The organism is Bradyrhizobium sp. STM 3557 (genome assembly GCF_045571465.1).
Taxonomy (GTDB): domain Bacteria; phylum Pseudomonadota; class Alphaproteobacteria; order Rhizobiales; family Xanthobacteraceae; genus Bradyrhizobium.
In genome coordinates this window covers 3,810,591-3,834,976 of the sequence record NZ_CP120697.1, presented here as the reverse complement: position 1 = coordinate 3,834,976, position 24,386 = coordinate 3,810,591, and the positions used below count along the sequence as shown (strand labels likewise).

Annotated in this window: 22 protein-coding genes; 9 read left to right on the top strand and 13 right to left on the bottom strand. The window is 62.6% G+C overall.

What is annotated here, in order from left to right:
* Positions 1-182: 182 nt before the first annotated feature.
* From P6U24_RS17410 to coaD, 3 genes are all read right to left on the bottom strand, one after another.
* Positions 183-647 carry a peptidylprolyl isomerase gene (locus P6U24_RS17410; RefSeq protein WP_407160294.1) on the bottom strand — a complete coding sequence of 155 codons (465 nt, stop codon included), beginning with the start codon at positions 645-647 and terminating at the stop codon, positions 183-185.
* A gap of 286 nt (positions 648-933) precedes the next feature.
* Complete coding sequence (locus P6U24_RS17405) at positions 934-1,497, bottom strand: peptidylprolyl isomerase (RefSeq protein ID WP_407160293.1); 564 nt, start codon at positions 1,495-1,497, stop codon at positions 934-936.
* Positions 1,498-1,586: 89 nt separating this feature from the next.
* The gene (coaD, locus tag P6U24_RS17400; RefSeq protein ID WP_407160292.1) at positions 1,587-2,081 is read right to left on the bottom strand and encodes a pantetheine-phosphate adenylyltransferase; all 495 of its coding nucleotides are present in this window, start codon (positions 2,079-2,081) and stop codon (positions 1,587-1,589) included.
* A 191-nt stretch (positions 2,082-2,272) separates the two neighbouring features.
* Here coaD and P6U24_RS17395 point away from each other — a divergent pair, with 191 nt between their 5' ends.
* Entirely contained in the window at positions 2,273-2,530 is a 258-nt protein-coding gene (locus tag P6U24_RS17395) for a hypothetical protein (RefSeq protein WP_407160291.1), read from the top strand.
* 81 nt (positions 2,531-2,611) lie between these two features.
* Here P6U24_RS17395 and gyrA read toward each other — a convergent pair whose 3' ends face one another.
* Together gyrA and P6U24_RS17385 are read right to left on the bottom strand one after the other, a co-directional pair.
* Positions 2,612-5,377 (bottom strand): DNA gyrase subunit A, encoded by a 2,766-nt coding sequence (gene gyrA / locus P6U24_RS17390; protein WP_407160290.1) that lies wholly within the window; start codon positions 5,375-5,377, stop codon positions 2,612-2,614.
* A 249-nt stretch (positions 5,378-5,626) separates the two neighbouring features.
* Positions 5,627-6,778 carry a 4-hydroxybenzoate 3-monooxygenase gene (locus P6U24_RS17385; protein ID WP_407160289.1) on the bottom strand — a complete coding sequence of 384 codons (1,152 nt, stop codon included), beginning with the start codon at positions 6,776-6,778 and terminating at the stop codon, positions 5,627-5,629.
* 119 nt (positions 6,779-6,897) lie between these two features.
* On the opposite strand from P6U24_RS17385, the gene P6U24_RS17380 reads away from it, so the two are divergent.
* Positions 6,898-7,512, top strand: a complete 615-nt coding sequence (locus tag P6U24_RS17380) for a TetR/AcrR family transcriptional regulator (protein WP_407160288.1) — start codon at positions 6,898-6,900, stop codon at positions 7,510-7,512.
* A 113-nt stretch (positions 7,513-7,625) separates the two neighbouring features.
* Here the strand turns inward: P6U24_RS17380 and P6U24_RS17375 are convergent, their stop codons facing one another.
* Positions 7,626-8,111 carry a single-stranded DNA-binding protein gene (locus P6U24_RS17375; RefSeq protein ID WP_407160287.1) on the bottom strand — a complete coding sequence of 162 codons (486 nt, stop codon included), beginning with the start codon at positions 8,109-8,111 and terminating at the stop codon, positions 7,626-7,628.
* Positions 8,112-8,579: 468 nt separating this feature from the next.
* Between P6U24_RS17375 and P6U24_RS17370 the strand changes: the two genes are divergently transcribed.
* The 6 genes from P6U24_RS17370 (at position 8,580) to P6U24_RS17345 (ending at position 16,588) form a co-directional block, all read left to right on the top strand.
* A complete protein-coding gene (locus P6U24_RS17370) occupies positions 8,580-9,359 on the top strand; it encodes an outer membrane protein (protein WP_407160286.1) in 780 nt (259 codons plus the stop codon).
* Between the two features lie 216 nt (positions 9,360-9,575).
* Positions 9,576-10,346, top strand: coding sequence for an outer membrane protein (locus P6U24_RS17365; protein ID WP_407160285.1), 771 nt, complete (start codon positions 9,576-9,578; stop codon positions 10,344-10,346).
* 290 nt (positions 10,347-10,636) lie between these two features.
* A complete protein-coding gene (locus P6U24_RS17360; protein ID WP_407160284.1) occupies positions 10,637-11,410 on the top strand; it encodes an outer membrane protein in 774 nt (257 codons plus the stop codon).
* A 288-nt stretch (positions 11,411-11,698) separates the two neighbouring features.
* The gene (locus tag P6U24_RS17355) at positions 11,699-12,349 is read left to right on the top strand and encodes an outer membrane protein (protein WP_407160496.1); all 651 of its coding nucleotides are present in this window, start codon (positions 11,699-11,701) and stop codon (positions 12,347-12,349) included.
* A gap of 275 nt (positions 12,350-12,624) precedes the next feature.
* Entirely contained in the window at positions 12,625-15,618 is a 2,994-nt protein-coding gene (gene uvrA, locus P6U24_RS17350; RefSeq protein ID WP_407160283.1) for an excinuclease ABC subunit UvrA, read from the top strand.
* Positions 15,619-15,709: 91 nt separating this feature from the next.
* Positions 15,710-16,588, top strand: coding sequence for a DUF6602 domain-containing protein (locus P6U24_RS17345; RefSeq protein WP_407160495.1), 879 nt, complete (start codon positions 15,710-15,712; stop codon positions 16,586-16,588).
* Positions 16,589-16,710: 122 nt separating this feature from the next.
* On the opposite strand, the gene P6U24_RS17340 is transcribed toward P6U24_RS17345, so the two are convergent.
* A complete protein-coding gene (locus tag P6U24_RS17340; RefSeq protein WP_407160282.1) occupies positions 16,711-17,025 on the bottom strand; it encodes a hypothetical protein in 315 nt (104 codons plus the stop codon).
* 263 nt (positions 17,026-17,288) lie between these two features.
* On the opposite strand from P6U24_RS17340, the gene P6U24_RS17335 reads away from it, so the two are divergent.
* Positions 17,289-17,918 carry an HAD-IA family hydrolase gene (locus P6U24_RS17335; RefSeq protein ID WP_407160281.1) on the top strand — a complete coding sequence of 210 codons (630 nt, stop codon included), beginning with the start codon at positions 17,289-17,291 and terminating at the stop codon, positions 17,916-17,918.
* A gap of 215 nt (positions 17,919-18,133) precedes the next feature.
* Here the strand turns inward: P6U24_RS17335 and P6U24_RS17330 are convergent, their stop codons facing one another.
* The 6 genes from P6U24_RS17330 to P6U24_RS17305 form a co-directional block, all read right to left on the bottom strand.
* Positions 18,134-19,069 (bottom strand): cytochrome D1 domain-containing protein, encoded by a 936-nt coding sequence (locus tag P6U24_RS17330; protein ID WP_407160280.1) that lies wholly within the window; start codon positions 19,067-19,069, stop codon positions 18,134-18,136.
* Between the two features lie 2 nt (positions 19,070-19,071).
* Positions 19,072-19,623, bottom strand: a complete 552-nt coding sequence (locus P6U24_RS17325; protein ID WP_407160279.1) for an SRPBCC family protein — start codon at positions 19,621-19,623, stop codon at positions 19,072-19,074.
* Between the two features lie 130 nt (positions 19,624-19,753).
* Positions 19,754-20,443 carry a UPF0149 family protein gene (locus tag P6U24_RS17320; RefSeq protein ID WP_407160278.1) on the bottom strand — a complete coding sequence of 230 codons (690 nt, stop codon included), beginning with the start codon at positions 20,441-20,443 and terminating at the stop codon, positions 19,754-19,756.
* A 774-nt stretch (positions 20,444-21,217) separates the two neighbouring features.
* On the bottom strand, positions 21,218-22,318 hold the full coding sequence (locus P6U24_RS17315) for an IS4 family transposase (protein WP_407160277.1): 1,101 nt from the start codon (positions 22,316-22,318) through the stop codon (positions 21,218-21,220).
* Positions 22,319-22,684: 366 nt separating this feature from the next.
* The gene (locus P6U24_RS17310) at positions 22,685-23,482 is read right to left on the bottom strand and encodes an AAA family ATPase (RefSeq protein ID WP_407160276.1); all 798 of its coding nucleotides are present in this window, start codon (positions 23,480-23,482) and stop codon (positions 22,685-22,687) included.
* Between the two features lie 41 nt (positions 23,483-23,523).
* Positions 23,524-24,384, bottom strand: a complete 861-nt coding sequence (locus P6U24_RS17305) for a PCC domain-containing protein (RefSeq protein WP_407160275.1) — start codon at positions 24,382-24,384, stop codon at positions 23,524-23,526.
* Positions 24,385-24,386 lie beyond the last annotated feature (2 nt).

The following is a 24,386-nucleotide window of genomic DNA, read 5'->3' as shown; positions in this document are numbered from 1 at the left end:
CGCGGGGCGCAGCGCGATGTTCTCAGGCGGCAGGTCGAAGTCGAAGAGGTCGGTGCGCATCGTTTTTCACGATGTCATCGCCCGCGCAGGCGGGCGATCCAGTACTCACGACGTCACGATAATAACCGGCTGTGAGTACTGGATGCCCCGCCTTCGCGGGGCATGACGTCCGTTTGTTGCAGCTATTCCGCGTCGGCGGCCATGCGCGCCTTGACGATCTTGTCGGGGTTCTGCACCGGCTCGCCGCGCTTGATCTTGTCGACGTTCTCCATGCCCTCGGTCACCTTGCCCCAGACCGTATACTGCTTGTCCAGGAAGCGGGCGTCGTCGAAGCAGATGAAGAACTGGCTGTCGCCGGAATCCGGGCTCGCCGCACGCGCCATCGAGGCGGTGCCGCGCACATGCGGCTCAGCATTGAACTCGGCCTTCAGCTTCTTGCCGGAGCCGCCCATCCCGGTGCCCTGCGGACAGCCGGTCTGCGCCATGAAGCCGTCGATGACACGGTGGAACACGATGCCATCGTAGAAACCCTCGCGCACCAGCTCCTTGATCCGCGCCACATGGTTCGGCGCGAGGTCGGGACGCATCTCGATGGTGACGGGGCCCTGCGTGGTCTCAAGGATCAAAGTATTCTCAGTGACAGCCATATGCTCATCTCTCGATTGGTTTGGAGGAAGTCTCCGGGGTGAGGAACTGGTTTCGTCAGGGATACGCAACCGCGCTGGCCATCATCTCGGTAAATGGCACCGACGGGCAGCGCTACAAGTCTCCACCAACGGACAAACGCCTGCCGAGTTCGGTACGGCGCGTGATCCCATGTCCCGGACGTCGTTAGAGCCGAGCCGCGCCGTCATGTCGATTACGTCGGCGACCCCAGCCCTCGACGACCACCGACAGCCGAACGGCATGGCAAAGACTTCGTTTCCTTGCGTGTTACTTGATGTCGGATGCGACCTGCACCTTCACCATCTTGTCGGGATCGGTGACGGCCCCAGACGAGGAACCCGCCGGCGCCTTCTTCAGCTTGTCGACCACATCCATGCCCTGCACGACCTCGCCGACGACCGTGTACTGGCCGTTGAGGAACGAGGCGTCGCCGAAGGTGATGAAGAACTGCGAATTGGCGCTGTCGACGGAATCGCCGCGGCGCGCCATGCCGACGATGCCGCGCTTGAACGGCACCTGCGAAAATTCCTGCATCAGGTTCGGATATTTCGAGCCGCCGGTGCCATTGAAATTCTGGCCATCGCCGGTCTGCGCCATGAAGCCGTCCATCACGCGGTGGAAGGGCACGTTGTTGTAGAAGCCCTCGCGCGCGAGCTGCTTGATGCGCTCGGCGTGTTGCGGCGCAAGATCAGGCCGCAGCTTGATGACGATGCGGCCCTTGGTGGTGTCAATGACAATGGCATTGTGCTTGTCGAGGCCTGATGGCAGCGACTGGGCCATGGCGGGCATTGCAAAGACGAGAGCAAGAACAAAGGCGATGGCTCGGATCATGGAAACTCCGAAAAAGTGAGAACGACGAGCGAATGCGTCCATAGCCGTTTGGCACTATGCCCCCCGGCCCCGCGGATCGGCCAAGGATGTCAGCGAAACTTGGCCTGGAGCTGTGCGGCGACCGACGGCGGAACGAAGGAAGATACCTCCCCGCCCATGGCGGCGATTTGACGGACCAGTGTGGCGGTGATCGGGCGGACTGGAACCGAGGCCGGCACGAACACCGTCTGGATTCCCGGCGCCATGGCCCCATTCATGCCGGCGAGCTGCATTTCATAGTCGAGATCGGTGCCATCGCGCAGGCCTCGGATCATCATGATCGCCCCGGCATCGCGCGCGGCCGTGACCGTGAGATTGTCATAGGTGACGGCTTCGAAGCTGCAGCCGGCCCCGGCTGCCACCGGGCCGAACACCTCCCGCACCATGGCGAGCCGCTCTTCGGTCGAAAACAGCGGCTTTTTGCTGGAATGCACGCCGACGGCGACGATCAGCTTGTCACAGAGGTGCACGGCCTGCCGCACCACGTCCACATGGCCGTTGGTCACCGGGTCGAACGAGCCTGGATAGAGCGCAATTCGTTGCATGAGCCCCTCCTATACCGCCCGGAACCGGCCGGCAAGCGCAGGGTTTGTTTCGTTCCACGGGGACGATGAAACAAACGGTAAGCGCGGTGAAACCATTTTTAGCGGCCGGCGAAGGCTTCTCGAAACCGGTCGTGGTTATCAAGCCGCCAACAACGTGATGGGCGCTTAAGACCCGTCAACAGGGGGCTCAGATGATCAAAGCACTTTCTGCCGTGGCGCTGGCTGCCTTCGTGGCCGCCGCTCTCACTACGCTGCCCGGCTTCGCGCCGGAGGTTGCGGCCAGCGTGCCTCAGCCGCTGGCGAAGGGTGACCGGCTCGATATCCACCCGATCGGCCGCGACTGCTCGCAGCAGGCCTGGCCGAACTTCGAGGCGTCCTGCCTGCGCGTGGCCGGCACGAAGGGCGCGGTGCGCGAGGCCCGTACTGTCGGCGTCGACCGGGTGCGGTGAGGATTTGCGAATAGCGAATGGCGAGTAGCGAATGGATCTTATCCCCTATTCGCCACTCCCTGCTCCCTATTCGCCAATCACCTATTCGCCATTCGCTCCTTCCGAGCCACCGCCATTGGCGCCGTTCTCAGTCTCCTCGCCGATATGCTCGACCGAGACGACGTGCTCGTCATCGGCGGTGTTGAACACGATGACACCCTGGGTGGAGCGGCCGGCGATGCGGATGCCGTCGACCGGGCAGCGGATGAGCTGGCCCTTGTCGGTGACCAGCATGATCTGGTCGCTGTCTTCCACCGGGAAGGACGCTACCAGCTTGCCGTTGCGGTTGTTGACCGACATCGCGACGATGCCTTTGCCGCCGCGGCCGGTGGTCCGGTACTCGTAGGACGAGGTCCGCTTGCCATAGCCGTTGACGGACACCGTCAGCACGACCTGCTCCTGTGCGGACATTTCGACATAACGTTCCTGCGAGAGCTGGATCGAGCCGGCCGCCGCCTCCTCGCCTTCGACCTCCACCGCCTCCTCGGTGCCGGCCTCGCCCGCACCGACGTCACCGGACATGGCGCGGCGCATCTTCAGGTAAGCCGTGCGTTCGTCGGAGGTGGTCTCGACGTGGCGCAGGATCGAAAGCGAGATCACCTTGTCGTCCTTGGCCAGCGCGATGCCGCGCACGCCCATCGAGGTGCGCCCGGTGAAGACGCGCACGTCGGTGACCGGGAAGCGGATGCACTGGCCGCCGGCGGCGGTCAGCAGCACGTCGTCGCGCTCGGTGCAGATCTGCACGTCGACGATCGACTCGCCCTCGTCGAGCTTCATGGCGATGATGCCGGAGCGGCGCACATCGACGAAGTCGGAGAGCTTGTTGCGGCGGACATTGCCGCCCGTGGTCGCAAACATCACGTCCAGATTGGCCCAGGAGGATTCGTCCTCCGGCAGCGGCATGATGGTGGTGATGCGCTCGCCCTGCTCCAGCGGCAGGATGTTGATCAGCGCCTTGCCGCGCCCGTTGGGCGCTGCGACCGGCAACCGCCAGACCTTCTCTTTATACACCTGGCCGCGCGAGGAGAAGAACAGCACCGGCGTGTGCGTCGAGGCCACGAACAGGCGGCTGACGAAGTCCTCCTCACGCGTCTGCATGCCGGCGCGGCCCTTGCCGCCGCGGCGCTGCGCCCGATAGGCCGATAGCGGCACACGCTTGGCGTACCCAGCGTGCGACACGGTCACCACCATGTCCTCGCGCTGAATCAGATCCTCGTCCTCGACCTCGCCTTCCTGCTCGACAATCTGGGTCCGCCGCGGCGTAGCGAACTCCGCCTTGATGTCGGCGAGCTCGGCCTTGATGATGCCCTGGACGCGGGCGCGCGAGCGCAGGATGTCGAGATAGTCGTTGATCTCGACCGCGAGCTTGTCGAGCTCGTCGGAGATTTCGTCCCGGCCGAGGGCAGTCAGGCGCTGCAGGCGCAAATCGAGAATGGCCTTCGCCTGTTCGAATGACAGGCGGATAGTGCCATCCGCATTGATCTTGTGACGCGGATCGTCGATCAAGGTGATCATCGCCTCGACGTCCTTGGCCGGCCAGTCGCGCGACATCAGGGTGTCGCGCGCGGTGGCCGGATCGGGCGAGGTTCTGATGACGCGGATGATCTCGTCGATATTGGCGACCGCGATCGCAAGGCCGACCAGGATGTGGGCGCGATCACGTGCCTTGTTGAGCAGGAACTTGGTCCTGCGCGTCACCACCTGTTCGCGGAAGGCGACGAAGACGGTCAGCAGATCCTTCAGGTTCATGGTCTGCGGGCGACCACCGTCGAGTGCCACCATGTTGGCGCCGAAATTGGTCTGCAGCGGCGTGAACTTGTAGAGCTGGTTCAGCACCACGTCCGGCACCGCGTCGCGCTTCAGCTCGACCACCACGCGAAAACCCTCGCGATCGGATTCGTCGCGCAGGTCCGCGATGCCTTCGATCTTCTTCTCGCGCACCAGCTCGGCGATGCGCTCCACCATCGAGGCCTTGTTGACCTGGTACGGGATCTCCGTGATCAGGATCGCCTCGCGATCCCTGCGGATGGTGTCGATCGTCACGTTGCCGCGCATCACGATCGATCCGCGGCCGGTGTGATAGGCGGTACGGATGCCCTGCCGGCCGACGATGATGCCGCCGGTCGGAAAATCCGGTCCCGGAATGATGCCGATCAGCTCGTCGATCGAGAGCGCGGGATTGTCGATCAGCGCCACGCAGGCGTCGATCACCTCGCCGAGATTGTGCGGCGGGATGTTGGTCGCCATGCCCACGGCAATGCCGCCGGCGCCGTTGACGAGGAGGTTCGGAAACTTCGCCGGCAGCACCGACGGCTCTTTTTCCTGGCCGTCGTAGTTCGGCTGGAAGTCGACCGTGTCCTTGTCGAGATCGTCGAGCAGCGACTGCGCGACCTTGGTCAGGCGGGATTCGGTGTAGCGCATCGCCGCCGGCATATCGCCGTCCACCGAGCCGAAATTGCCCTGGCCATCGATCAGCGGCACGCGCATCGAGAAGTCCTGCGCCATGCGCACCAGGGCGTCATAGACCGACTGGTCGCCATGCGGATGATATTTACCGATGACGTCGCCGACCGTGCGCGCCGACTTGCGATAGGCCTTGTTCCACTCGAAGCCGTTCTCGTACATGCCGTAGAGAATGCGCCGGTGCACCGGCTTCAGCCCATCGCGCGCGTCAGGGAGCGCACGCGCCACGATCACGCTCATCGCGTAATCGAGGTAGGAGCGTTTCATCTCATCGAGGATCGAGACGGGGCGAATATCGGAAGGTCCGCCCGGCTCGCCGGGCTTCTCATCTTCAGCGTCAGACAAAGGAAAATCCGGTCAGTTTCAGGTGCGAAAATCGCTTCGAATCATATAGCGCATCGGACCGCCCCAAACCACCCCCAAGGGCGCGCGAAGCTCGCTTTTTATCCTCGATTTTCCAGCAACTTAACGCGACGACCGCACCTGCCCCGATTGCCGTTCCGGTTGTTCTTGAGCGGCCTCCGCCTCCTCCCGTCTGGCGCAGGATCGATGCCCGCCAAACGGCTCGCCGGACCTTCGGCTCCGAACCCGGCTCTAGTTCAATCCTCGCTGCAATTCGGTGTGGAGACGTGCTGCCGTGGAGGACTCGAACAGATTGTCCAGACGCGCGCGGGCGATCATCTGGCGAAACGTGCCGTGCTGCGTCGGGTCGCCGGCGTCGTGCATCGTATCGGTCATCCAGACGCTGAATTCCTGGTATTTCCAGATGTGAGGCAGCACCGTATCGGAGTAGTTCGTCAACCCGGTCTCATCGCGGTCGCGCACGGCGCGCACCAGGGCCTGGGCCAGGACGTCGACGTCGTAGAGCGCCAGGTTCATCCCTTTCGCTCCTGTCGGAGATGCCAAGTGCGCGGCATCGCCGGCAAGGAAGAGATTGCGGTACTGCATCGGCACATGGACCACGCACCGCAACGGCACGACGTCCTTGTCATGAACCGCCGCGTTCTCGATGGTCTGCTCGCGGAGCCGCAGCCGGATCTCGTCCCAGATGCGCTGGTCAGGCCAGTCGGCGAGCCCATCATTCAATGCGCATTGCAGGTAATACCTGCTCATCTTGGGACCGCGAGGAAGCTGGGCAACGAAGCCGCGATCGCTGACCCCCATGATCGGGTGCCCGACGACCGGCGCCTCGACAAGCGCAGCCAGCCACGCATAGCCGAATTCGTGCGTGTAGCTGGTCAGGACGCCATCCGGGATCGATGCCCGGCTGACGCCGCGATTGCCATCGCACCCGACGATGTAGCCGCAGGCGAGTTCGTGTTCCCCGCGCGCGTCGGAATAAGTCACGGCTGGACGTCCGTTCAGGTCGTTCCGGATCATCACGTCGGCGACATTGAAGCGGACGTCACCGGACATCACGTCGACCAACTCCCGCAGCAAGTTATTGACCAGCATCTGCTGGGTGCAGAACCGGCTCTGGCTGCCACCGTCGGCGACAACTCCGAAAATGCGACCGACACCGTTGATGCGATAGTCGATGGTGTGAGCGACCGGGCCTGCGAGCAGCTTGTCGGCAAGCCCCCAACGCTCGAACATTTGGACGCCTCGCGCCTCGACGACGCCGGCGCGCTGCCGGACCTCGATGGTGGCGCGGTCGCGCCGCTCCAGCACGATGCAGGACACACCGGACCTGCGCAGAAAGGTCGCCAACGTCAGGCCGGCGACCCCGGCACCAATGATGACCACCGGGGTCTCTTCGAGGCCATTGCATCTTCCTTCCGCCACGTGACGATTGATTTCGGGCGGAGAGAAAATATAAGCATTTAGTTACATTCGATAGTCACATTCCCAAGCGGACCCTTCCAATGGCGCGATCGGTCGACATTGCCTTGAAAAAACAGCCCAAACAGCAACGGGCGATCGCGACAGTGGACGCGATCCTCGAGGCAGCTACTTACATTTTGACGCATGACGGGCCGAGTGGGTTCACGGCCAACAAGGTCGCCGAGAAGGCCGGCGTCAACATCTCCTCATTCTATCAATACTACCCGAACAAGGAGGCCCTGCTCTTCCATCTGGTGCGGGTCACCTGGGAGAAGCAACTCGCCAGGCTGTCGCCGATCCTGCTCCGGCGCGGTCGCGACCATGCTCAAAAGCTCAGGGACTTCATCCGCGAATTCTTCATGATCGAGGCCGCGGAAGCAGACTTGCGACGCGCCTTGCGGATCGCCTCGGTCGATCTGAGAGATACCGCGGAATTTCGTGCCCTGATCGCGACAGGCACCCAGCTCTTCAAGCAATTCGTCGAAGGCGCGTTGAAAAATCGGAGATCGGATGATCTCGATTTCGAGATCGACTTCGCCGTGACGCTGGTCACCAGCTTTGCCGAGAGAACGACGGACGAACGAACATCCGGCGCGACTCTCATCCGTCAGGCCGACCTGCTCAGCGACATGCTGATCGCCACTTTCAGGATGTAGACAGCGCGACGAGCGTCCCCATCGTCGACGCTGACATTGACGTGACCGGCCTCGATGGCCAACGGCTAGGCCGTCGCGGCGCAGTCGTCCATGCGACTGCGCCGACTTCAGTTTCAGAACGGAATGTCGTCATCCATGTCGCTGTTGCGACCGCCACCGGCCGCGACTGCGCGGCGTGGCGGTGCCGATGGGGTGCTCATGCCGAAATCGCCGCCCGGCTCGTCTGAGAAGCTGCCGCCACCACCGCCGCGACCATCGAGCATGGTCAGCGTGGAGTTGAAGCCCTGCAGCACCACTTCGGTGGAGTACTTCTCGACGCCGCTCTGATCAGTCCACTTCCGGGTCTGCAGCGCACCCTCGATGTACACCTTCGCACCCTTCTTCAGATATTGCTCGGCGACCTTGCAGAGTCCTTCGTTGAAAATCACGACGCGGTGCCACTCCGTCTTCTCTTTTCGTTCGCCGGTGGCCTTGTCGCGCCAGGTCTCCGACGTCGCGATGCTCAAATTGGCGATCGGTCGTCCGTCCTGGGTACGCCGGATCTCCGGATCCTTGCCGAGATTGCCGACCAGAATCACCTTGTTCACGCTTCCCGCCATCACCACTCTCCCGCGGTTCAAAATCCCTGGATTGGCAGCCGCGCAGCCTCGACAGCTGAATTGACAGACCAGATCCCTTCGCGGCGGACCCTATACGCTTGCTGCGGCCGCCACCTGCCCTCTCCTGGCTTATCCACATATAGCGCGCCAACCGTCACTGTTCCAGGTTTGTTCCAGAATTCCACGCACACCATTGTGCTCACGCTGATTTTGCCCACACTACCTAAGGGTGTTTTCGGCAATGGAACTCGAAAAAGTTCCATCCGGCCAGAAATCTCGATGCCGATCATTAACTTAGGTTAGGACCGCTGACCTTCATTCGGCTGGCGAGTGTGTCTTTCGGGAGACGGTATCGGAAGTTGAATCGGGTATATTTACGGGTGGAATTTGGGCCGTAAGGGCGGTCGCGAGAAATTGTCACGGCGCTTCCGGGGACAACGGGGGGCGCAAAACGCCGAGGGGAGTTCGATGAAAAAGATTCTGCTGGGTGCGACGAGTATCATTGTGTTGGGGATGGTGGCACCGGCCGGGGCGGCGGATCTCGCCGCGCGGCCGTACACCAAGGCGCCGCCTCCAGTGGCAGCCGCCATCTACGACTGGAGCGGCTTCTACATCGGTGGCAACGGCGGCGGAGGCTGGAGCCGGAATTGCCGGGACCTCACTGCCTTGCCCGCGCCCACAGGCCCGCTGGCAACGCCCTTGGCCGAAGGCTGCCATGACGCAACGGGCGCCACGGCCGGCGGCCAGATCGGCTATCGCTGGCAGATGCAGAGCTGGGTGTTCGGCCTCGAGGGCCAGGGCAACTGGGCCGACCTCAAGGGCAGCAACGTCAACCTCCTGGCTGGCACGGTCTTCGCCGCTGGCCTGACCAATCAGACCAGGGTCGACGCGTTCGGCCTGATGACCGGCCAGATCGGCTGGGCCTGGAACAATGTGCTCGGTTATGTGAAGGGCGGCGCGGCCGTGGTCGCCGATCGCTACCGGACCATCGACGCGGCCGGCTTCCTGGTCGACTCCGTCAACGACACCCGTTGGGGCGGCACGGTCGGTGCGGGCATCGAAGTCGGGTTCTCGCCGAACTGGTCGATCGGCTTCGAATATGACCACCTGTTCCTGGGCACGCGCACCCTGAATTCGGTCACGCCAGCCGGCGTCTTCAGCGCCACCGAACGCATTCGCCAGGATGTCGATCTCGCCACCGTGCGACTGAACTATCGCTGGGGCGGTCCGGTGGTCGCCCGGTACTGATCGCTGAGGCCAAGCATCCAGCAGAAACTGAGAAGGCCGGCTGCACGCCGGCCTTTTTGTTGTGCAGACGGGTCTCGCGCGCGCCTGCCGCGTATGAATCGCACGTGGCGGTTGCTGCAACGTTGTGGCTTTTCGGTGACGGCATTTCGGGCGGAACGAGGCTATAAGCCCAGGTGGGGCGTGGGTAAAGGCGTGAGTGCAGGCGTCGGAATGGCGATGGGGACAGCTATCAAGAGGGCGCTCCAGGTCGGTGTGGCCTGGTTGGCGCTGGGGGCGGCGCCTGCACTCACGGCCGACCTCGCTGCACGGCCCTACACCAAAGCCCCGGCGATGATCGCGACGATCTACGACTGGAGCGGCTTCTACATCGGCGCCAACGCCGGCGGCGGCTCTGCCCACAAGTGCTGGACCAACACCAGCACCTTCGGCACGCCGACCGTTCCGAATGCGGCCGAAGGCTGTCACGACGCAACCGGTGCCCTGGTCGGCGGCCAGATCGGCTATCGCTGGCAGACCGGCGCCTGGGTGTTCGGCGTCGAGGCGCAGGGCGACTGGGCCGACTTCAAGGGCAGCAATGCCAGCCAGTTCATTCCCGGCGCTACCAATCAGAGCAAGATCGATGCGCTCGGCCTGTTCACAGGCCAGATCGGCTATTCCTGGAACAACGTGCTCTGGTACGTGAAGGGCGGCGGCGCCGTCGCCAATGACAAGTACAACGGCATCACCACGGCCGCCGGCAGCGTGTTCGATCAAGGCAGCGAGACGCGCTGGGGCGGCGTCGTCGGCACCGGCATCGAAGTCGGCTTCGCTCCCAACTGGTCGGTCGCCGCCGAATACGACCACCTGTTCATGGGCAGCCGCGCCCTCACCTTCTCTACCGTTCCGACCGGGACGATCTCGCGGACCGATACGGTTGGTCAGGGCGCCGATATGGCAACCGTGCGCGTCAACTATCGCTGGGGCGGTCCGGTGGTCGGGAAATACTGAGCTCACGAGTTGAGCTCCGGACCATGAGCTCCGATCGGGATCAGGCCGGCCTCGCGCCGGCCTTTTTCATGAAGCCACTCACCGCGCGGCACGGTGGCAAGGAGGCGTGAGTCCCGGTCGAGAGACGCGCGACCTTCACCAATGCTTAAGCACGAATCGCAGCTCCTGCCTGATGCAGCGCGCTGGTCACAGCCTGGCGAGACCTTATTAGTTACAATTGTCTTCAATCCGAGGGGTGAGTTCGGACGGTGGGGTCCGGACGAAGAGGAATATTGGGACTGGAGAGAACAATGAAGACGACCCTGCTTGTGACCGTGAGTTTCACCGCATTGGCGACGGCCCCCGCGCTCGCTGCTGACCTGGCCGCCCGGCCCTACACCAAGGCGCCCGCCCCGCTGGTCGCGCCGCTGCCGAGCTGGGCCGGCTTCTATCTCGGCGTCAACGGCGGCGCCGACTGGAGCCGCAACTGCTGGACCGTGAACAGAATCGGCGGGACCGCGGTAATACCGACGGGTGAAGGCTGCCACAGCGCGACCAGCGGTGTGGCCGGCGGTCAACTCGGCTATCGCTGGCAGGCCAACAACTGGGTGTTCGGTCTGGAGGCGCAGGGCGACTGGACCGACCTGAAGGCCTCGAACGTCAGCGCGGTCGATGACACCGTGACGAACACCACCAAGACCGATGCAATTGGTCTGTTCACTGGCCAAGTCGGCTATGCCTGGAACAGCGTGCTCTGGTACGTGAAGGGCGGCGCCGCGCTCACCCACAACAAATATACGGGCACGGCGAGCGCGGCCGCTCCCGTCCCGGCCGGGACCTATCTCGATTCGGCGAGTGAAACCCGCTGGGGTGGGACTGTCGGCACGGGTGTCGAGTTCGCCTTCGCGCCGGGCTGGTCGGTCGCCGCCGAATACGATCATCTGTTCATGGGACGGCGCGACATCTCCTTCCCCGCCAATCCGGGGCTGATCCTGTCGCGCACCGATAGCATCAAGCAGGACGTCGACATGGCGACCGTCCGCGTCAACTACCGTTTCGGCAGTCCGGTGATCGCCCGCTACTGACCCGCGTCTCACAGCGCGAAATCAGCGTCGGAAGGCCGGCCTCGCGCCGGCCTTTTTGCGTGGCAGCCATGCATCAGCAAAAAGTGCACATAACGATCTGAATTGGCGGAACTTTTCTGCAGGTCATCACCGGACCGTGCTTTCGCCCCGACTGTGGCGCGGAGGTGACGGTATTCGATCGACTCATCGGCTATAGGAACCGCGTCAACCTGAACGGGTGAGGTCCGGTCAGCGCGGTCGAAGCATCGCGGGCCGGAACAACGAGGAAGAATGGGACTGAAAGAGATGATGAAGAAAGTTCTGCTGGCGACCGTTGCTGTTGCCGCTTTGGGAACGGCACCAGCTTTCGCTGCGGACCTCGCTGCGAAGACCTACACCAAGGCTCCGGCGCTGGCGCCGTTGCCGACCTGGGCCGGTTTCTACATCGGTGGCATGGGCGGCTATGCGAGCGAAGACGCCGACATTTTCGCGATGAAGGGCGGCTTCGCCGGCGGCACCATCGGCTACAACTGGCAGGCTGCCAACATCGTGTACGGCCTCGAGGCCGATGCTGCCTGGGCTGACATCAGCGCCTCGGCTTCCGCCACCGTCGCGCCGTTCGGCCTGGTGACCGCCAGCAGCAAGGTCGACAGCACCGGCACTGTCCGTGGCCGTATCGGTTACGCCTTCAACACGGTCTTGCTGTACGGCACCGGTGGTTACGCCTGGGCCAACAACAAGATCTCGCTCTCCGCGCTCGGCGTCAGCGTTTCGGACGAGAAGTTCCTGAGCGGCTGGACCGCCGGTGCCGGCGTCGAAGTCATGTTCGCTCCGAAGTGGTCGGTCAAGGCCGAGTACCTCTACAAGAGCTTCGAGGGCAAGAGCTACTTCAGCGGCGCGCTGCCGACCGGAGACCTCAACCTGCACAGCGTGCAGGTCGGCGTGAACTACCACTTCTAAGATTGGCGGCCATCGGGCCTCGGTCGAAGCCTCCGCTCTGTCGAGCGGAGGCTTTTTTCTTTGCGCACTCCGTATCAGCACGGGTTCCCTATCCTGCTGCCACTTGCCGCCATGTCGCGAACGCATTGTTGATGATTCGCGCGCGGCACTGGAAATCGGCTATCGTTCTTCCTACGTTCCAGTCCAACATTCCCCCATTGGCGTCTGATGTCCGGCTTCCGGCGGAGCGCGCCTGAAACGACGTGCGCGACCTCTGCGCCAAGGGACCGATTGCCATGGATGAAGTGCTCAAGGCCAAGCAGCGCGCGCAAGCCAAGGAATCGAGCCTACGTGCGATCACCATTCGCGGCGCGCGCGAGCATAATCTGAAGAACATTGACGTCGAGATCCCGCGCGACAAGCTCGTGGTGTTCACCGGCCTGTCCGGCTCCGGCAAATCCTCGCTCGCCTTCGACACGATCTATGCCGAAGGCCAGCGTCGCTATGTCGAATCGCTGTCGGCCTATGCGCGCCAGTTCCTCGAGATGATGCAGAAGCCGGACGTCGACCAGATCGATGGCCTGTCGCCGGCGATCTCGATCGAGCAGAAGACGACCTCGAAGAACCCGCGCTCCACCGTCGGCACCGTCACCGAGATCTACGACTATATGCGCCTGCTCTGGGCGCGCGTTGGCGTGCCCTACTCGCCCGCCACCGGCCTGCCGATCGAGAGCCAGACCGTCTCGCAGATGGTCGATCGCGTGCTGGCGTTGCCCGAAGGCACGCGGCTCTACCTGCTGGCGCCGGTCGTGCGCGGCCGCAAGGGCGAGTACAAGAAGGAGCTCGCCGAATATCTCAAGAAGGGCTTTCAGCGCGTCAAGATCGACGGCAGCTTCCACGAGCTCGCCGAGGCGCCCACGCTCGACAAGAAATTCCCGCACGACATCGATGTCGTGGTCGATCGCATCGTCGTGCGCTCCGACATCGGCCAGCGGCTGGCGGAAAGTTTCGAGACCGCGCTGAAGCTCGCCGAGGGGCTCGCCGTCGTGGAGTTCGCCGACGCGCCGGCCGCGACTGACGAGAAGAAAGCCGACAAGAAGACCGCCAAGATCCACGACAAGAGCGGACCCGAGCGCATCCTGTTCTCGGAGAAGTTCGCCTGTCCGGTGTCCGGCTTCACCATTCCCGAGATCGAGCCGCGGCTGTTCTCCTTCAACAACCCCTATGGCGCCTGCCCCGAATGCGGCGGGCTCGGTGTCGAGCAGCATGTCGATGCCGACCTCGTCATTCCGGATAAGGAGCTGACGTTGCGCAAGGGCGCGATCGCGCCCTGGGCCAAGTCGTCATCGCCCTATTACCTGCAGACGCTGACCGCGCTCGCCAAGTTCTACAAATTCACGCTCGACACCAAGTGGAAGGACCTGCCGAAGAAGGTGCAGACCGCGCTGCTGCACGGCTCCGGCGAGGACGAGATCAAGTTCACCTATGAGGACGGCGTCCGCTCCTACGACACCAAGAAGCCGTTCGAGGGCGTCATCACCAATATCGAGCGCCGCTTCCGCGAGACCGAGAGCGAATGGGCGCGCGAGGAGCTCGGCAAATATTTCAACGACGTGCCCTGCGCGGCGTGCCGCGGCTATCGGCTCAAGCCCGAGGCGCTCTGCGTCAAGGTCGGCGGCAAGCATATCGGCGAGATCAGCGATCTCAGCGTGAAGAAGGCCGGCGAATGGTTTGCCGAGGTGCCGGCTCACCTGAACGCGCAGCAGACCGAGATCGCCACCCGCATCCTCAAGGAGATCCGCGACCGCCTCACCTTCTTGCTCGACGTCGGCCTCAACTACCTGACGCTGTCGCGCTCCTCCGGCACGCTGTCCGGCGGCGAGAGCCAGCGCATTCGCCTGGCCTCGCAGATCGGCTCGGGATTGACCGGGGTGCTCTATGTGCTCGACGAGCCGTCGATCGGCCTGCATCAGCGCGACAACGCCCGCCTGCTCGACACCTTGAAGCGGCTGCGCGATCTCGGCAACACCGTGATCGTGGTCGAGCATGACGAGGACGCCATTCGGCTGGCCGACCACGTGCTCGATATCGGCCCCGGCGCCGGCATGCATGGTGGCAATATCGTCGCCCAGGGCACGCCGGGCGAGATCATGCGCAATCCGAAATCGCTGACCGGCAAATATCTCACCGGCGAGCTCGAGGTCGAGGTGCCGGAGCGGCGGCCGCCGAACCATCGTCGCACCATCAAGGTGGTGAACGCGCGCGGCAATAACCTGAAGAACGTCTCGGCCGAGATTCCGCTGGGGTTGTTCACCTGCATCACCGGCGTCTCCGGCGGCGGCAAGTCGACGCTCTTGATCGACACGCTCTACAAGGCGATCGCGCGCAAGCTCAACGGCGCCAACGAGGCGGCCGCGCCGCACGACCGCATCGAGGGCCTGGAGCATATCGATAAGATCATCGACATCGACCAGTCGCCGATCGGCCGCACCCCGCGCTCCAACCCCGCGACCTACACCGGCGCCTTCACGCCGATCCGGGAATGGTTCGCCGGACTGCCCGAAGCCAAGGCGCGCGGCTACGAGCCCGGTCGCTTCTCGTTCAACGTCAAAGGCGGCCGCTGCGAGGCCTGCCAGGGCGACGGCGTCATCAAGATCGAAATGCACTTCCTGCCCGACGTCTACGTCACCTGCGACGTCTGCAAGGGCAAGCGCTACAACCGCGAGACGCTGGAGGTGCTGTTCAAGGGCAAGTCGATCGCCGACGTGCTCGACATGACGGTGGAGGAGGCCGCCGAGTTCTTCAAGGCGGTGCCGCGGGTGCGCGAGACCTTCAACACCCTGCATCGCGTCGGCCTCGACTACATCCATGTCGGCCAGCAGGCGACCACGCTGTCGGGCGGCGAAGCGCAGCGCGTCAAGCTCGCCAAGGAATTGTCGAAGCGCGCCACGGGGCGCACGCTCTACATCCTGGACGAGCCGACCACCGGTCTTCATTTCCACGATGTCAAGAAGCTGCTGGAAGTGCTGCATGAGCTGGTCGCGCAGGGCAACACGGTGGTCGTGATCGAGCATAATCTCGAAGTCATCAAGACCGCAGACTGGGTGATCGATCTCGGCCCCGAAGGCGGCGACGGCGGCGGCGAGATCGTCGCCTGGGGCCCGCCGGAGGACATCGTCAAGGCGCCGCGCAGCTACACCGGGCAATTCCTCAAACCGGTGCTGGAGAAGTCGGCCAAGCCGAAGAAGCGGAGCAACGGCGGCGGCTCGGCGAGCGAGGCGGCCGAGTAATGGACCAACTGAATTGATCACGGATGAAGGAAAAACACGATTTTTTTAAGCTCTTGAGTGCCGTAACTCCTTAGAACGTGACTACTCCCGTATTCGGCAACGAAGCAGGGAAGACCCCGGGACTGCAGGAGACCAAGCGGAAGAAGGTTGGGCTGAGATTCTGCGTAACTGGCTGCCCGCCACTTATAGGGTCGTGACGAAGGGACGCCTCTTATTTGAAGACGGCTCATCGAGCCCTCAAGTCGATATCCTTGTCCTCACGCCATCTTATCCAAGAGCTCTTGGAAATGAGAAGTACGTATTTGCCGGCGGAGTTGTTGCTGCCTTCGAATGCAAGCTTATCCTTCGAAAGGCCGACGTTGCGCGAGCATTCCAGACTGCTGCGCGTATCAAAAAGAAAGCCAAACAGCGCCAACAAACGCCTTATGACGAACTCAACGCCCCACCTATTTTTGGCCTGCTGGCACACTCGCAATCAATCGAACAGAGATCGAGCAGCAATAAACTGTACAAATGCATTTGCGACAATACACCCAAACATGTAGATCACCCGCGAGAACTTCTAGATCTAATTTGCGTTGCAGATACTGCAACTTATTCGCTCGGCAAGCATGTCCTCATCGGAAAACACCTCACTGAAGATGAAAGGGAAGAACTTAACGAGATTGAGGCTGCTGGCGCTGTAGCCACAATGTATGTGATTCAGGATGATCGCAATTTTGACGGCGTATTCGACCATTCTGGAGCAATTTTAGCTGGTTTGATCTACGAGCTAACACTTAGGTTAGCTTTCGAAGACACGACAATCCGCCCGTGGGCCGAACATCTCTCTTCTCTGGGATTCTACGGCGGAATTGGAATTCCTTCCTATTGCGACGAGAATGTTCTTTCAAAAAACGTAAGAGACGAACTAGACGCCCAACCCCGCGATGATTCATTTTGGAGCAAATGGAGTAAAAACCTTCCCTAGGTGGGTATCGTCACAAATTGATTTTCGTTCCGTTATGTGCAGACGAGGAACAAAAACCCGCCGCTCGGCAGAAGCGGCGGGTTTCGTTTCAGGCTCGAGCGTGGCTCGAACTCAAGCCGGTGTTACCAGCGACGGTAGACGCCGGTCCGCGTGCCGTTGTTGTTGCCCTCGGGGCCGACGTCGCCCTGGGTCGAGCTCGGGGTCGGATGGTTGGCGCCATTGCCATAATATCCCCAGGCGGGCCCGCCGTAGCCGCGATAGTACATCGGCTGCGGTCCGGCCGGGACGTAACCCGGTCCCGGCGCGAAGGCGTAGGAATCGCCGTAGCGGGCGTAGCCGTGGCGACCATAGTAGCCGTACTCATCGGCGAAGGCACCGGCAGTGCCAGCCACAACGGTGAGTGCTGCCAGTGCGGCGATCTTGATCGTGCGTTGCATGTGAGTGCTCCCTGCTCTTAGAGCCGGACCAACACGCGCGCCGCACAGGGCGTTCCTGATTGCTTCGTTCACAAAAGTGGTGAAGCCGCGCACACGACCGTGATATTAGGTTGCGACCGCCCGACCCCGATGGGGTAGACCCCTAATGGTGCCCGGCCGGTTCGGGCCGGCTGAACCGGTCATGTAGTTGAAATTCACGTTCTGAATCGGATGCAGCAGGCTCTCGATCAGGGCGATCATTGCACGGCTGGTCCCCATTTTTCATGCCCTATTCCCTCGTCATCTTCGATCTTGACGGCACGCTCGCCAACAGCTTTCCCTGGTTCAAGCGCAACCTCAACGCGGTGGCCAAGCGCTATCGCTTCCGCGCTGTCGCTGAAGAAGACATCGAGATGCTGCGTCACGCCTCGACGCGCGAGATCCTCGATTATCTCGAAGTGCGCTGGTGGAAGATCCCGCTGATCGCGCGCCATATGCGAAAGCTGAAGACGGCGCATGCCGCAAGCATTCCATTGTTCGATGGTGTCGAGACAATGCTGACGACGCTCGCCGCCGGCGGCATACGCCTGGCGCTGGTGTCCTCCGATACCGAGGCCAATGCGCGTGAGAAGCTCGGCCCCTCCGCTGCGCTGTTTTCGGACTTCGACTGCTCGGCCTCGATCTTCGGCAAGGCGCAGAAATTCCGCCGCGTCGTCCGGCGCGCGCGCCTCGATCCACGGCAGGCGATCGCGATCGGCGATGAGACCCGCGACATCGAGGCGGCGCGCACGGCCGGCATCGCCTGCGGCGCGGTGACCTGGGGCTATGCGGCACCGCAGGCGCTGATTGACTGCAAGCCGGATCTGGTATTCACGCGGATGAACGAGATCGCGGAAAGAGTGTTGGAGCGCTGATCTGCTCTGAGGTGGATGTAGCGCGCATGAGCGAGAGCGACATGCGCGGAGAGTGTCATTCCCGGATGCATATTCCCGGGTATCGCTTGCGCTCACCCGGGCTACCAGAGGCCACTAGATCATGATGCGATTAGAAGGAATCGCATCATGATCTAATCTCTTTGATTGAGCATGATCTTTTCGGAAAACCGGTTTCCACTTTTCCGGATCATGCTCTATCTCCGCAGGAACGCCCCGAACGCGCGCGGGCCGTCACCGACCTTGACTTCGCCGGTCACCTTCAGCGCCTCTGCATCGATGATGCTGAGCGTGTTGCTCTCCCAATTGGCGACGATGATGCGCCGGCCGTCGGCGGTCGCGGCGATGCCTTCCGGATAATCGCCGACGCTGATGCGCTTGATCGGCTGCAACGTCGCCAGGTCGAACACGCTGACCGTGCCGTCGTACTGGTCGGTGACGAAACCGCGGCCCTGCGCCAGCGCCACGGCATAAGGACGCAGGCCGGTCTTGACCCGGCCGATCTCGCTGCGATCGGCGATGTCGACCACCGACACGTCGTTGGAGCCGACATTGGCGGTGTACGCGCGCCGCCCCTCGGCATCGATGGTAACGCCGAACGGCCGCATGCCGACCTTGATAGTCGCGATCCGCGCCCGGCTCGCGGTGTCGACCACCGAGACGCTATCATCGTCGCGATCCGCCGACAGCAGTTGACGGCCGTCGGGCGTGACCGCAAGGCCGGACGGCGAGGCGCCGACCGCGATGCTCCCGACCACCGCCCGCGCTTTGGCATCGATCACCCGGATCGCAGCAGCATACCAGTCGGCGACATAGACGGTGGCACCATCGCCCGCCACGGCAATGCCCAGCGGTCCGCCACCGACCTCGACGCGACCGACCACCTGGCGCGCCGCCGCATCGATCACGCTGACCACCTTGCCGTCCGGACTGGCCACATAGGCAAAGCGGCCGTCGGCCGTCACCGCCACGCCCGCCGGCTTGCCGCCGATCGGGATCGTCGCCAGCGCCCGCGAGGTCGCGAGATCGACCACGGTCAGGTCGTCGCTGAGCTGGTTGGTGACGAACGCCTCCTCGGCGCTGGCGGCTACGCTCGCGATCAGCAGCGTGCCCGCGAGCCACGCTCGCAACACGGTCAGCTGCCGTTCTCGATCTTGGCCTTCAGCCCTTCGAGCCCGTCATGGTAGAGGCCCGTTACCGCGGCGATCGCGGCCTCGTCGTTGAGCTCCGGCGGCGGATCGTTGTTGGGATAGCCGCGGTAGAACGCGCCGGCCCATTCGACCAGGCTGCCCTTGCCGTCCGCGCCCGGCGACACCGTGATGGTCGAGGAATAGTTGGTGACCGGCAGCACTTTCACGTCGACCGCTGTGATCCGATAGGAATAGCTCATCTTCTCGGCGTCGTATTTGTAGAGCTCCTCGTCGATGGTGGCTCCGGTTTTCAAGGTCAGCCGCCGGGTCGCGCCGATCTCGTTGCCCTTGTCGCCCTCGGTCTTGGCGACCGGTCCGAGCCATCCCATGTCCTGGAAATTGCCGATCGCGGCCCACACCTTGGCAGGCTCCGCATTGATCGTGACCTGCTGCTGCACCTTGCGCCGGGTCGGACCGTGCGCCCAGGCCGTCGTCAATGCCGTCGTGACGATCGCCAGCGCGACCGTAGCGGCCAGCGCCTTCAACACCACCCTCATCTCGTTTCCTCAATCGCTCTCGTTGGCGCGCTGTCTCGCGCGGTGCCGCATCTTACACGGCCCAGCATTGTTGCAATAAAAAAGACGAGAAGGCGGCGATGACCCCACCAAGGCGATGCAAAAACAGCGTTCAATTGGCTCCGCAGCAGCGCTTGTATTTCTTTCCCGAACCGCAGGGGCATGGATCGTTGCGGCCGACCTTGCGCATTCTTGCGAATGGGTTGGATTGCTCAGTGAAAACCGTCGCAGACGATTGCGGGGCCGACGACAAGCGGTGGGCATTCAGCGCCAGGATCGCGGTCCGGATCGCTCCCATGGGATCCCTGCGCAGCCGGGCCTCGTCTTCCGCGCCCATGTCGGGGTCGCCGTTGGCGATATCCATCAGCAGGACAAGTGTCGTCCAAGCATCGGTGGTCGTCCCGCCGACGTCCAGCAGCGGCCCCCAGGCGTCCCGGCGCAGATCGGCGGCCGCCGCAAATCCTTCAAGCCACAATTCCCAGATCACGTCGCCATTGCGGTCGTCGATCGGAAACCGGGGTTGATAACGTTCCGGATGCCGCGCCAGCGTCAAGGCGACATCGTTATAGTAGTCCATCACGAGGCCGAGAACCTCGTTTGCATGGGCGAGGTCGCGCAGCGGAGCCGACCTTGATGTCGTCAGGCCGACGGCGCGCGCAAACCATTCGCCGGGCGGGATCAGCTCGGGGCAGACCAGCAGCCCCGCAATGAAGCCATCCAGCTCCTCGAGCACCATCGCGCGATCATCGAGCGTAAGCAGCGCCTGCTCGAGCTCATCCCAGCGGCCGATCTGCTCCGACATGCTTGTCAATCCCTGTTGGGTCTACATCCGCGGCTAATGGGAGCTGCGCTCGTGTCCCAACTAGGCCCAAGTGATTTGCCCGACAAGCGCGCGGTCTACAGCACATTGCACCTTTCCGCCATTTCTCGCGAATGAAAAAGCTGCGCCAAAAAACTTATTTTGCGAGGCGTTTCAACATGATCACCCATGTCCAGATGTCGAGCGAAAAATACTTCTATTTCCTTTTTTCAGAAAGTGAGGATTATTCGTCCGTCCCGCCTCATCTGAGGGGCGCTTCGCGAACGTCACGAGCGTTGAGCGCGGGATGCGATGGACGTGAGGCGTCGCAGCGCGTAATTCACGCGTGGACGAACGGCGCAGTCACGGACGGCGAAATCGTGTGGTCCTGGCATCCCGGTGCTGATGCCGAGCGCAACGCGCCTCGCGCGTTGTCGCGACACGGGGGCAAAAAAGCCGGTCCCCGAGGAGAGCACGTATAAACCGTAAAACCGTCGTGCAGGGAAGGCCGGGCTGCATCGGCCATACCTGTGGTTCCTGCCCCGTGCACTTCTTCCCGCACGGGGGCCATGGGTGTTGGCCAAGCACCCGGTCTTCCCCATAGGCGTTAAGATAATGCGGGCATCGATTGATATCGTCGTTTTCGAGGTGGCTCGTAGAGGTGCCGGTCCAGTACCCGTTTGCTGTGATGGAGGCGGCGGATGGTTGGTTGTGGAATGATTGCTTGTAGCAAGGACGCAATGAGTTGCTGCAAGACACGCCAAGCGCCAGGTGTCGTCAGGCGGCCTGCGTCCAGTGGGGAGAGTCCTCGAACTCGCGGACAAGCGGTTCGAGCAGCAAAATGATCAAGAGATGAGCCAGCAGGTAGGGCTTGGCGGAGCGCGGATCGGTTCCAGGCGATGTCTTGAGGCCGATCAAACTCTTCAATCGCTTGAAGCCGAGTTCGATCCGCCATCGCAGTCTGTAAAGCGCAAGCACATCTTCGACGGTGAACTCGTCCGGCGCTAGCGAGGTGACCAGGATGACCCAATCCGCCGCTTCCAAAGTTTCTTTAGAGATGGTGCGGTTTTCGTCTTGGGCGTCTCGCCGGGCTTTACGACGCGACGCGGCAGCCGCATCGGCAGACTTCTTGACTGCGATCAGACGCATAGCCAGAGGCGCGCCGGCCTTGCGTTTGATCCAAATCGGCCGATCGATCAGTCCGCGGGCGTTCCCCGCCCGTAATTCGGCTATCAGATCGAGCGGATAGCCTTTGGCATCAAGCCAACGTGCGTTCTTCCAGCCCGCTCGGATCAAAACATCTGCACCAGCTTCGAGCACTGCCGAGATGCGATCAGGTTGTAGATAGGCGCGGTCAGCAATACGGATCTCACCCTTGACCACTGGTATGCGGTCAAACGTCTCGCCCTCTTGCTGATCTGTCAGTTCGAAATGGCCAAACCGCTCATATGGCAGATCAAATGCACTATGAATGCGCCAAAGCTCGCTGTTCTTGCGCGCAGCCGGCCCTGCCTGAGGCACTGTCGTGGCATCGATGATACGGATCAGACGGCCTCGGCTCGCCTTTGGCGCCGCCGCCGCGAGCAAGCGCTCCACAAGCACGGTAAACCAATCGCCACATTGACGCAGGCGGTAGAACAGCGCCACGCTACTCAGATTGGCAAGGCCAACAGAAGCAGCCCACGCGGCCGTCGATCTTAACCCTCTTTCACCCAGACAATAAGCCAGCATCAGCCGAAGCAACGCCACCGCATCAGGGATCCGCCGTTGCCGCACGAAAGCTTTCGTCTGGCGCGCGCTGCTCTCGAGCTGCGCAGCCCCACCTAGCTGCGTAACGACGCTCGCCCAGTCTTCGTTCAAAAGCGAATCTCGTGTCATCCCATGTTCGAATCACGAACGATTCCAACACGCAAGACTAAACTTAACGCCTATGCGGTCTTCCCTGCGCCCTCGTTTCGATGGGGGTGATGAGTTGGCAAAACTCGGGCACGAACGCGCCGCGAGAAGGCGGACGTTTGTTTCAGTCGTCATTGCGAGGCGCAAGGCTTCGACGAAGATGACTATCGGGCCGCATCCTCTGTTGTCATCGTCCGCGAAGGCGGACGATCCAGTACACCGCGGCCTCTCGGTTCATCACCGCCATCTCTGAGTACTGGATCGCCCGGTCAAGCCGGGCGATGACAGCAGAGGGGATGAAACGCCCCTCGTCTCCACAAGAAAGTTTGACCTGAGTTCGAGATGTCCTCACTCCGCAAACACTGCCTCGACGAAGCCTTGCGGATCATCGCAGAACTCGCGCATGGCCTTGAAATGATCGGTGTCCTGCACGCGCACCGGCTCCAGCCCGTATTTGGTCAGTCGCAGCAAGGTCGCGTTGGGATAGGCCATCAGCACTGGCGAATGCGTCGCCATCACCACCTGGCAATAGCCGGCGTCGTCCATCCGTCGCATCAGTTTCAGAAACTCGATCTGCCGCGACGGCGACAATGCCGATTCCGGCTCGTCGAAGATGTAGATGCCCTGACGTCGGCAGCGCTCCTGAAAGAAACGCAGAAACCCTTCGCCATGAGAATGCGAGAGGAAATCTGGTGGCATTGCGCGCACCTGGCGCGCGGCATTGTCCAGATAGCGCGCAACCGAGAAGAAGCTCTCGGCGCGGAAGAACCAACCCTGGGTGATCTTCGGCAGCCAGCTTGCGCGCAGCGCGGTAGACAATTCGCCGCCCATCTTCTCGATCGCTTCGGAATGATCGACGGGCATGTAGCCTTTGCCGCCGCCGGCTTCGTCATAGCCTGCGAGTGCCGCAATCCCCTCGAGCAGGGTCGATTTGCCGGTGCCGTTCTCACCGACGATGATGGTGATGGCATGCGAGAAGCGGATCTCGAAATCGTCCTGCAGGAACGGCAGGCAGAACGGATAGGCGGTGCGATCGGGAATCTTTGCCGGATCAAGCCAGAGGCGCTTCAGGTAAGGCGCCGGCAGTCTGATGTCGCGTTTCGCCTCGCCATGTCGCGGCCCCACAACTCCAAAGAGACGCGGCAAACTTGCACATCGCAAGGAACATAACAAGAACTATCGGCATCTCAGTCCAGCACCTCCAGCACCAGCTCCATGGTCATCAGCACTGGATTATTGCTACGCACCAACCGGCCTTGCGCGAGTGCGCCGGTGTAGTCGACCAGCGCGATATCGAGGGCGGCCTCAAGTGCACCATCTACACCCGGCGCGATCTGACCGGCAGTGACCGTCAGCTCGGTCGCGAATGGCTCGACAACACGACCGTCAGTGAAGCACGCGCCGATGGTCGAGCCGACTCCGCCGCGAATGTGTGCCCGGCTGACGCCGTGAGCACGGCAGAACGCCTCGAGACAAAACGCAAAATCCTGGTTCGGCCGCAGCCGCAGCGCGAAGGCGCGACGATCCGTCGTGGCACTGCGAGCTGCGGCCGATACCGGCCCGAACAGCTTGAAATTCGTCTCGGGATCAGGCTCCGCGGTAAACACCGCGCCGTCGAGTCCGAAGGCCTCGACCTCGAACGGCTCAGCAATGACGGTCTCCTCCGGCAGGATATGGCCGCCATTTTGGGGACCGCCCTCCTCCGTCCAGAGCGCGTGACAATGGAAGAACGGCGCGTTGTCGCGCGCACCGAACGTCATGGTCGCGGTGGAGAGCCGTGTGATGCCATCAGGCCGATAGGTCTCACTGTAGAATGCCGCGTGCTCCGGTGTCTTCGACAGTGCCGGCATCACATAGGCGAAGGGCCCGAGCGCGCCAGTCTTGAAGCTGGCAACGCCACTCACAAAGCCCTGCGCAGCGAAGCCCTGCCGCACCGCTTCGAGCAGCGACACGCCAGCCGGCACAGCGAAGGAAAAGCCACGGCCGCGCGCCTCGACCCACTGGATGCGCTCGGCCGCCGGCGACCCGGGCTGACGAACCTCTCGCATCG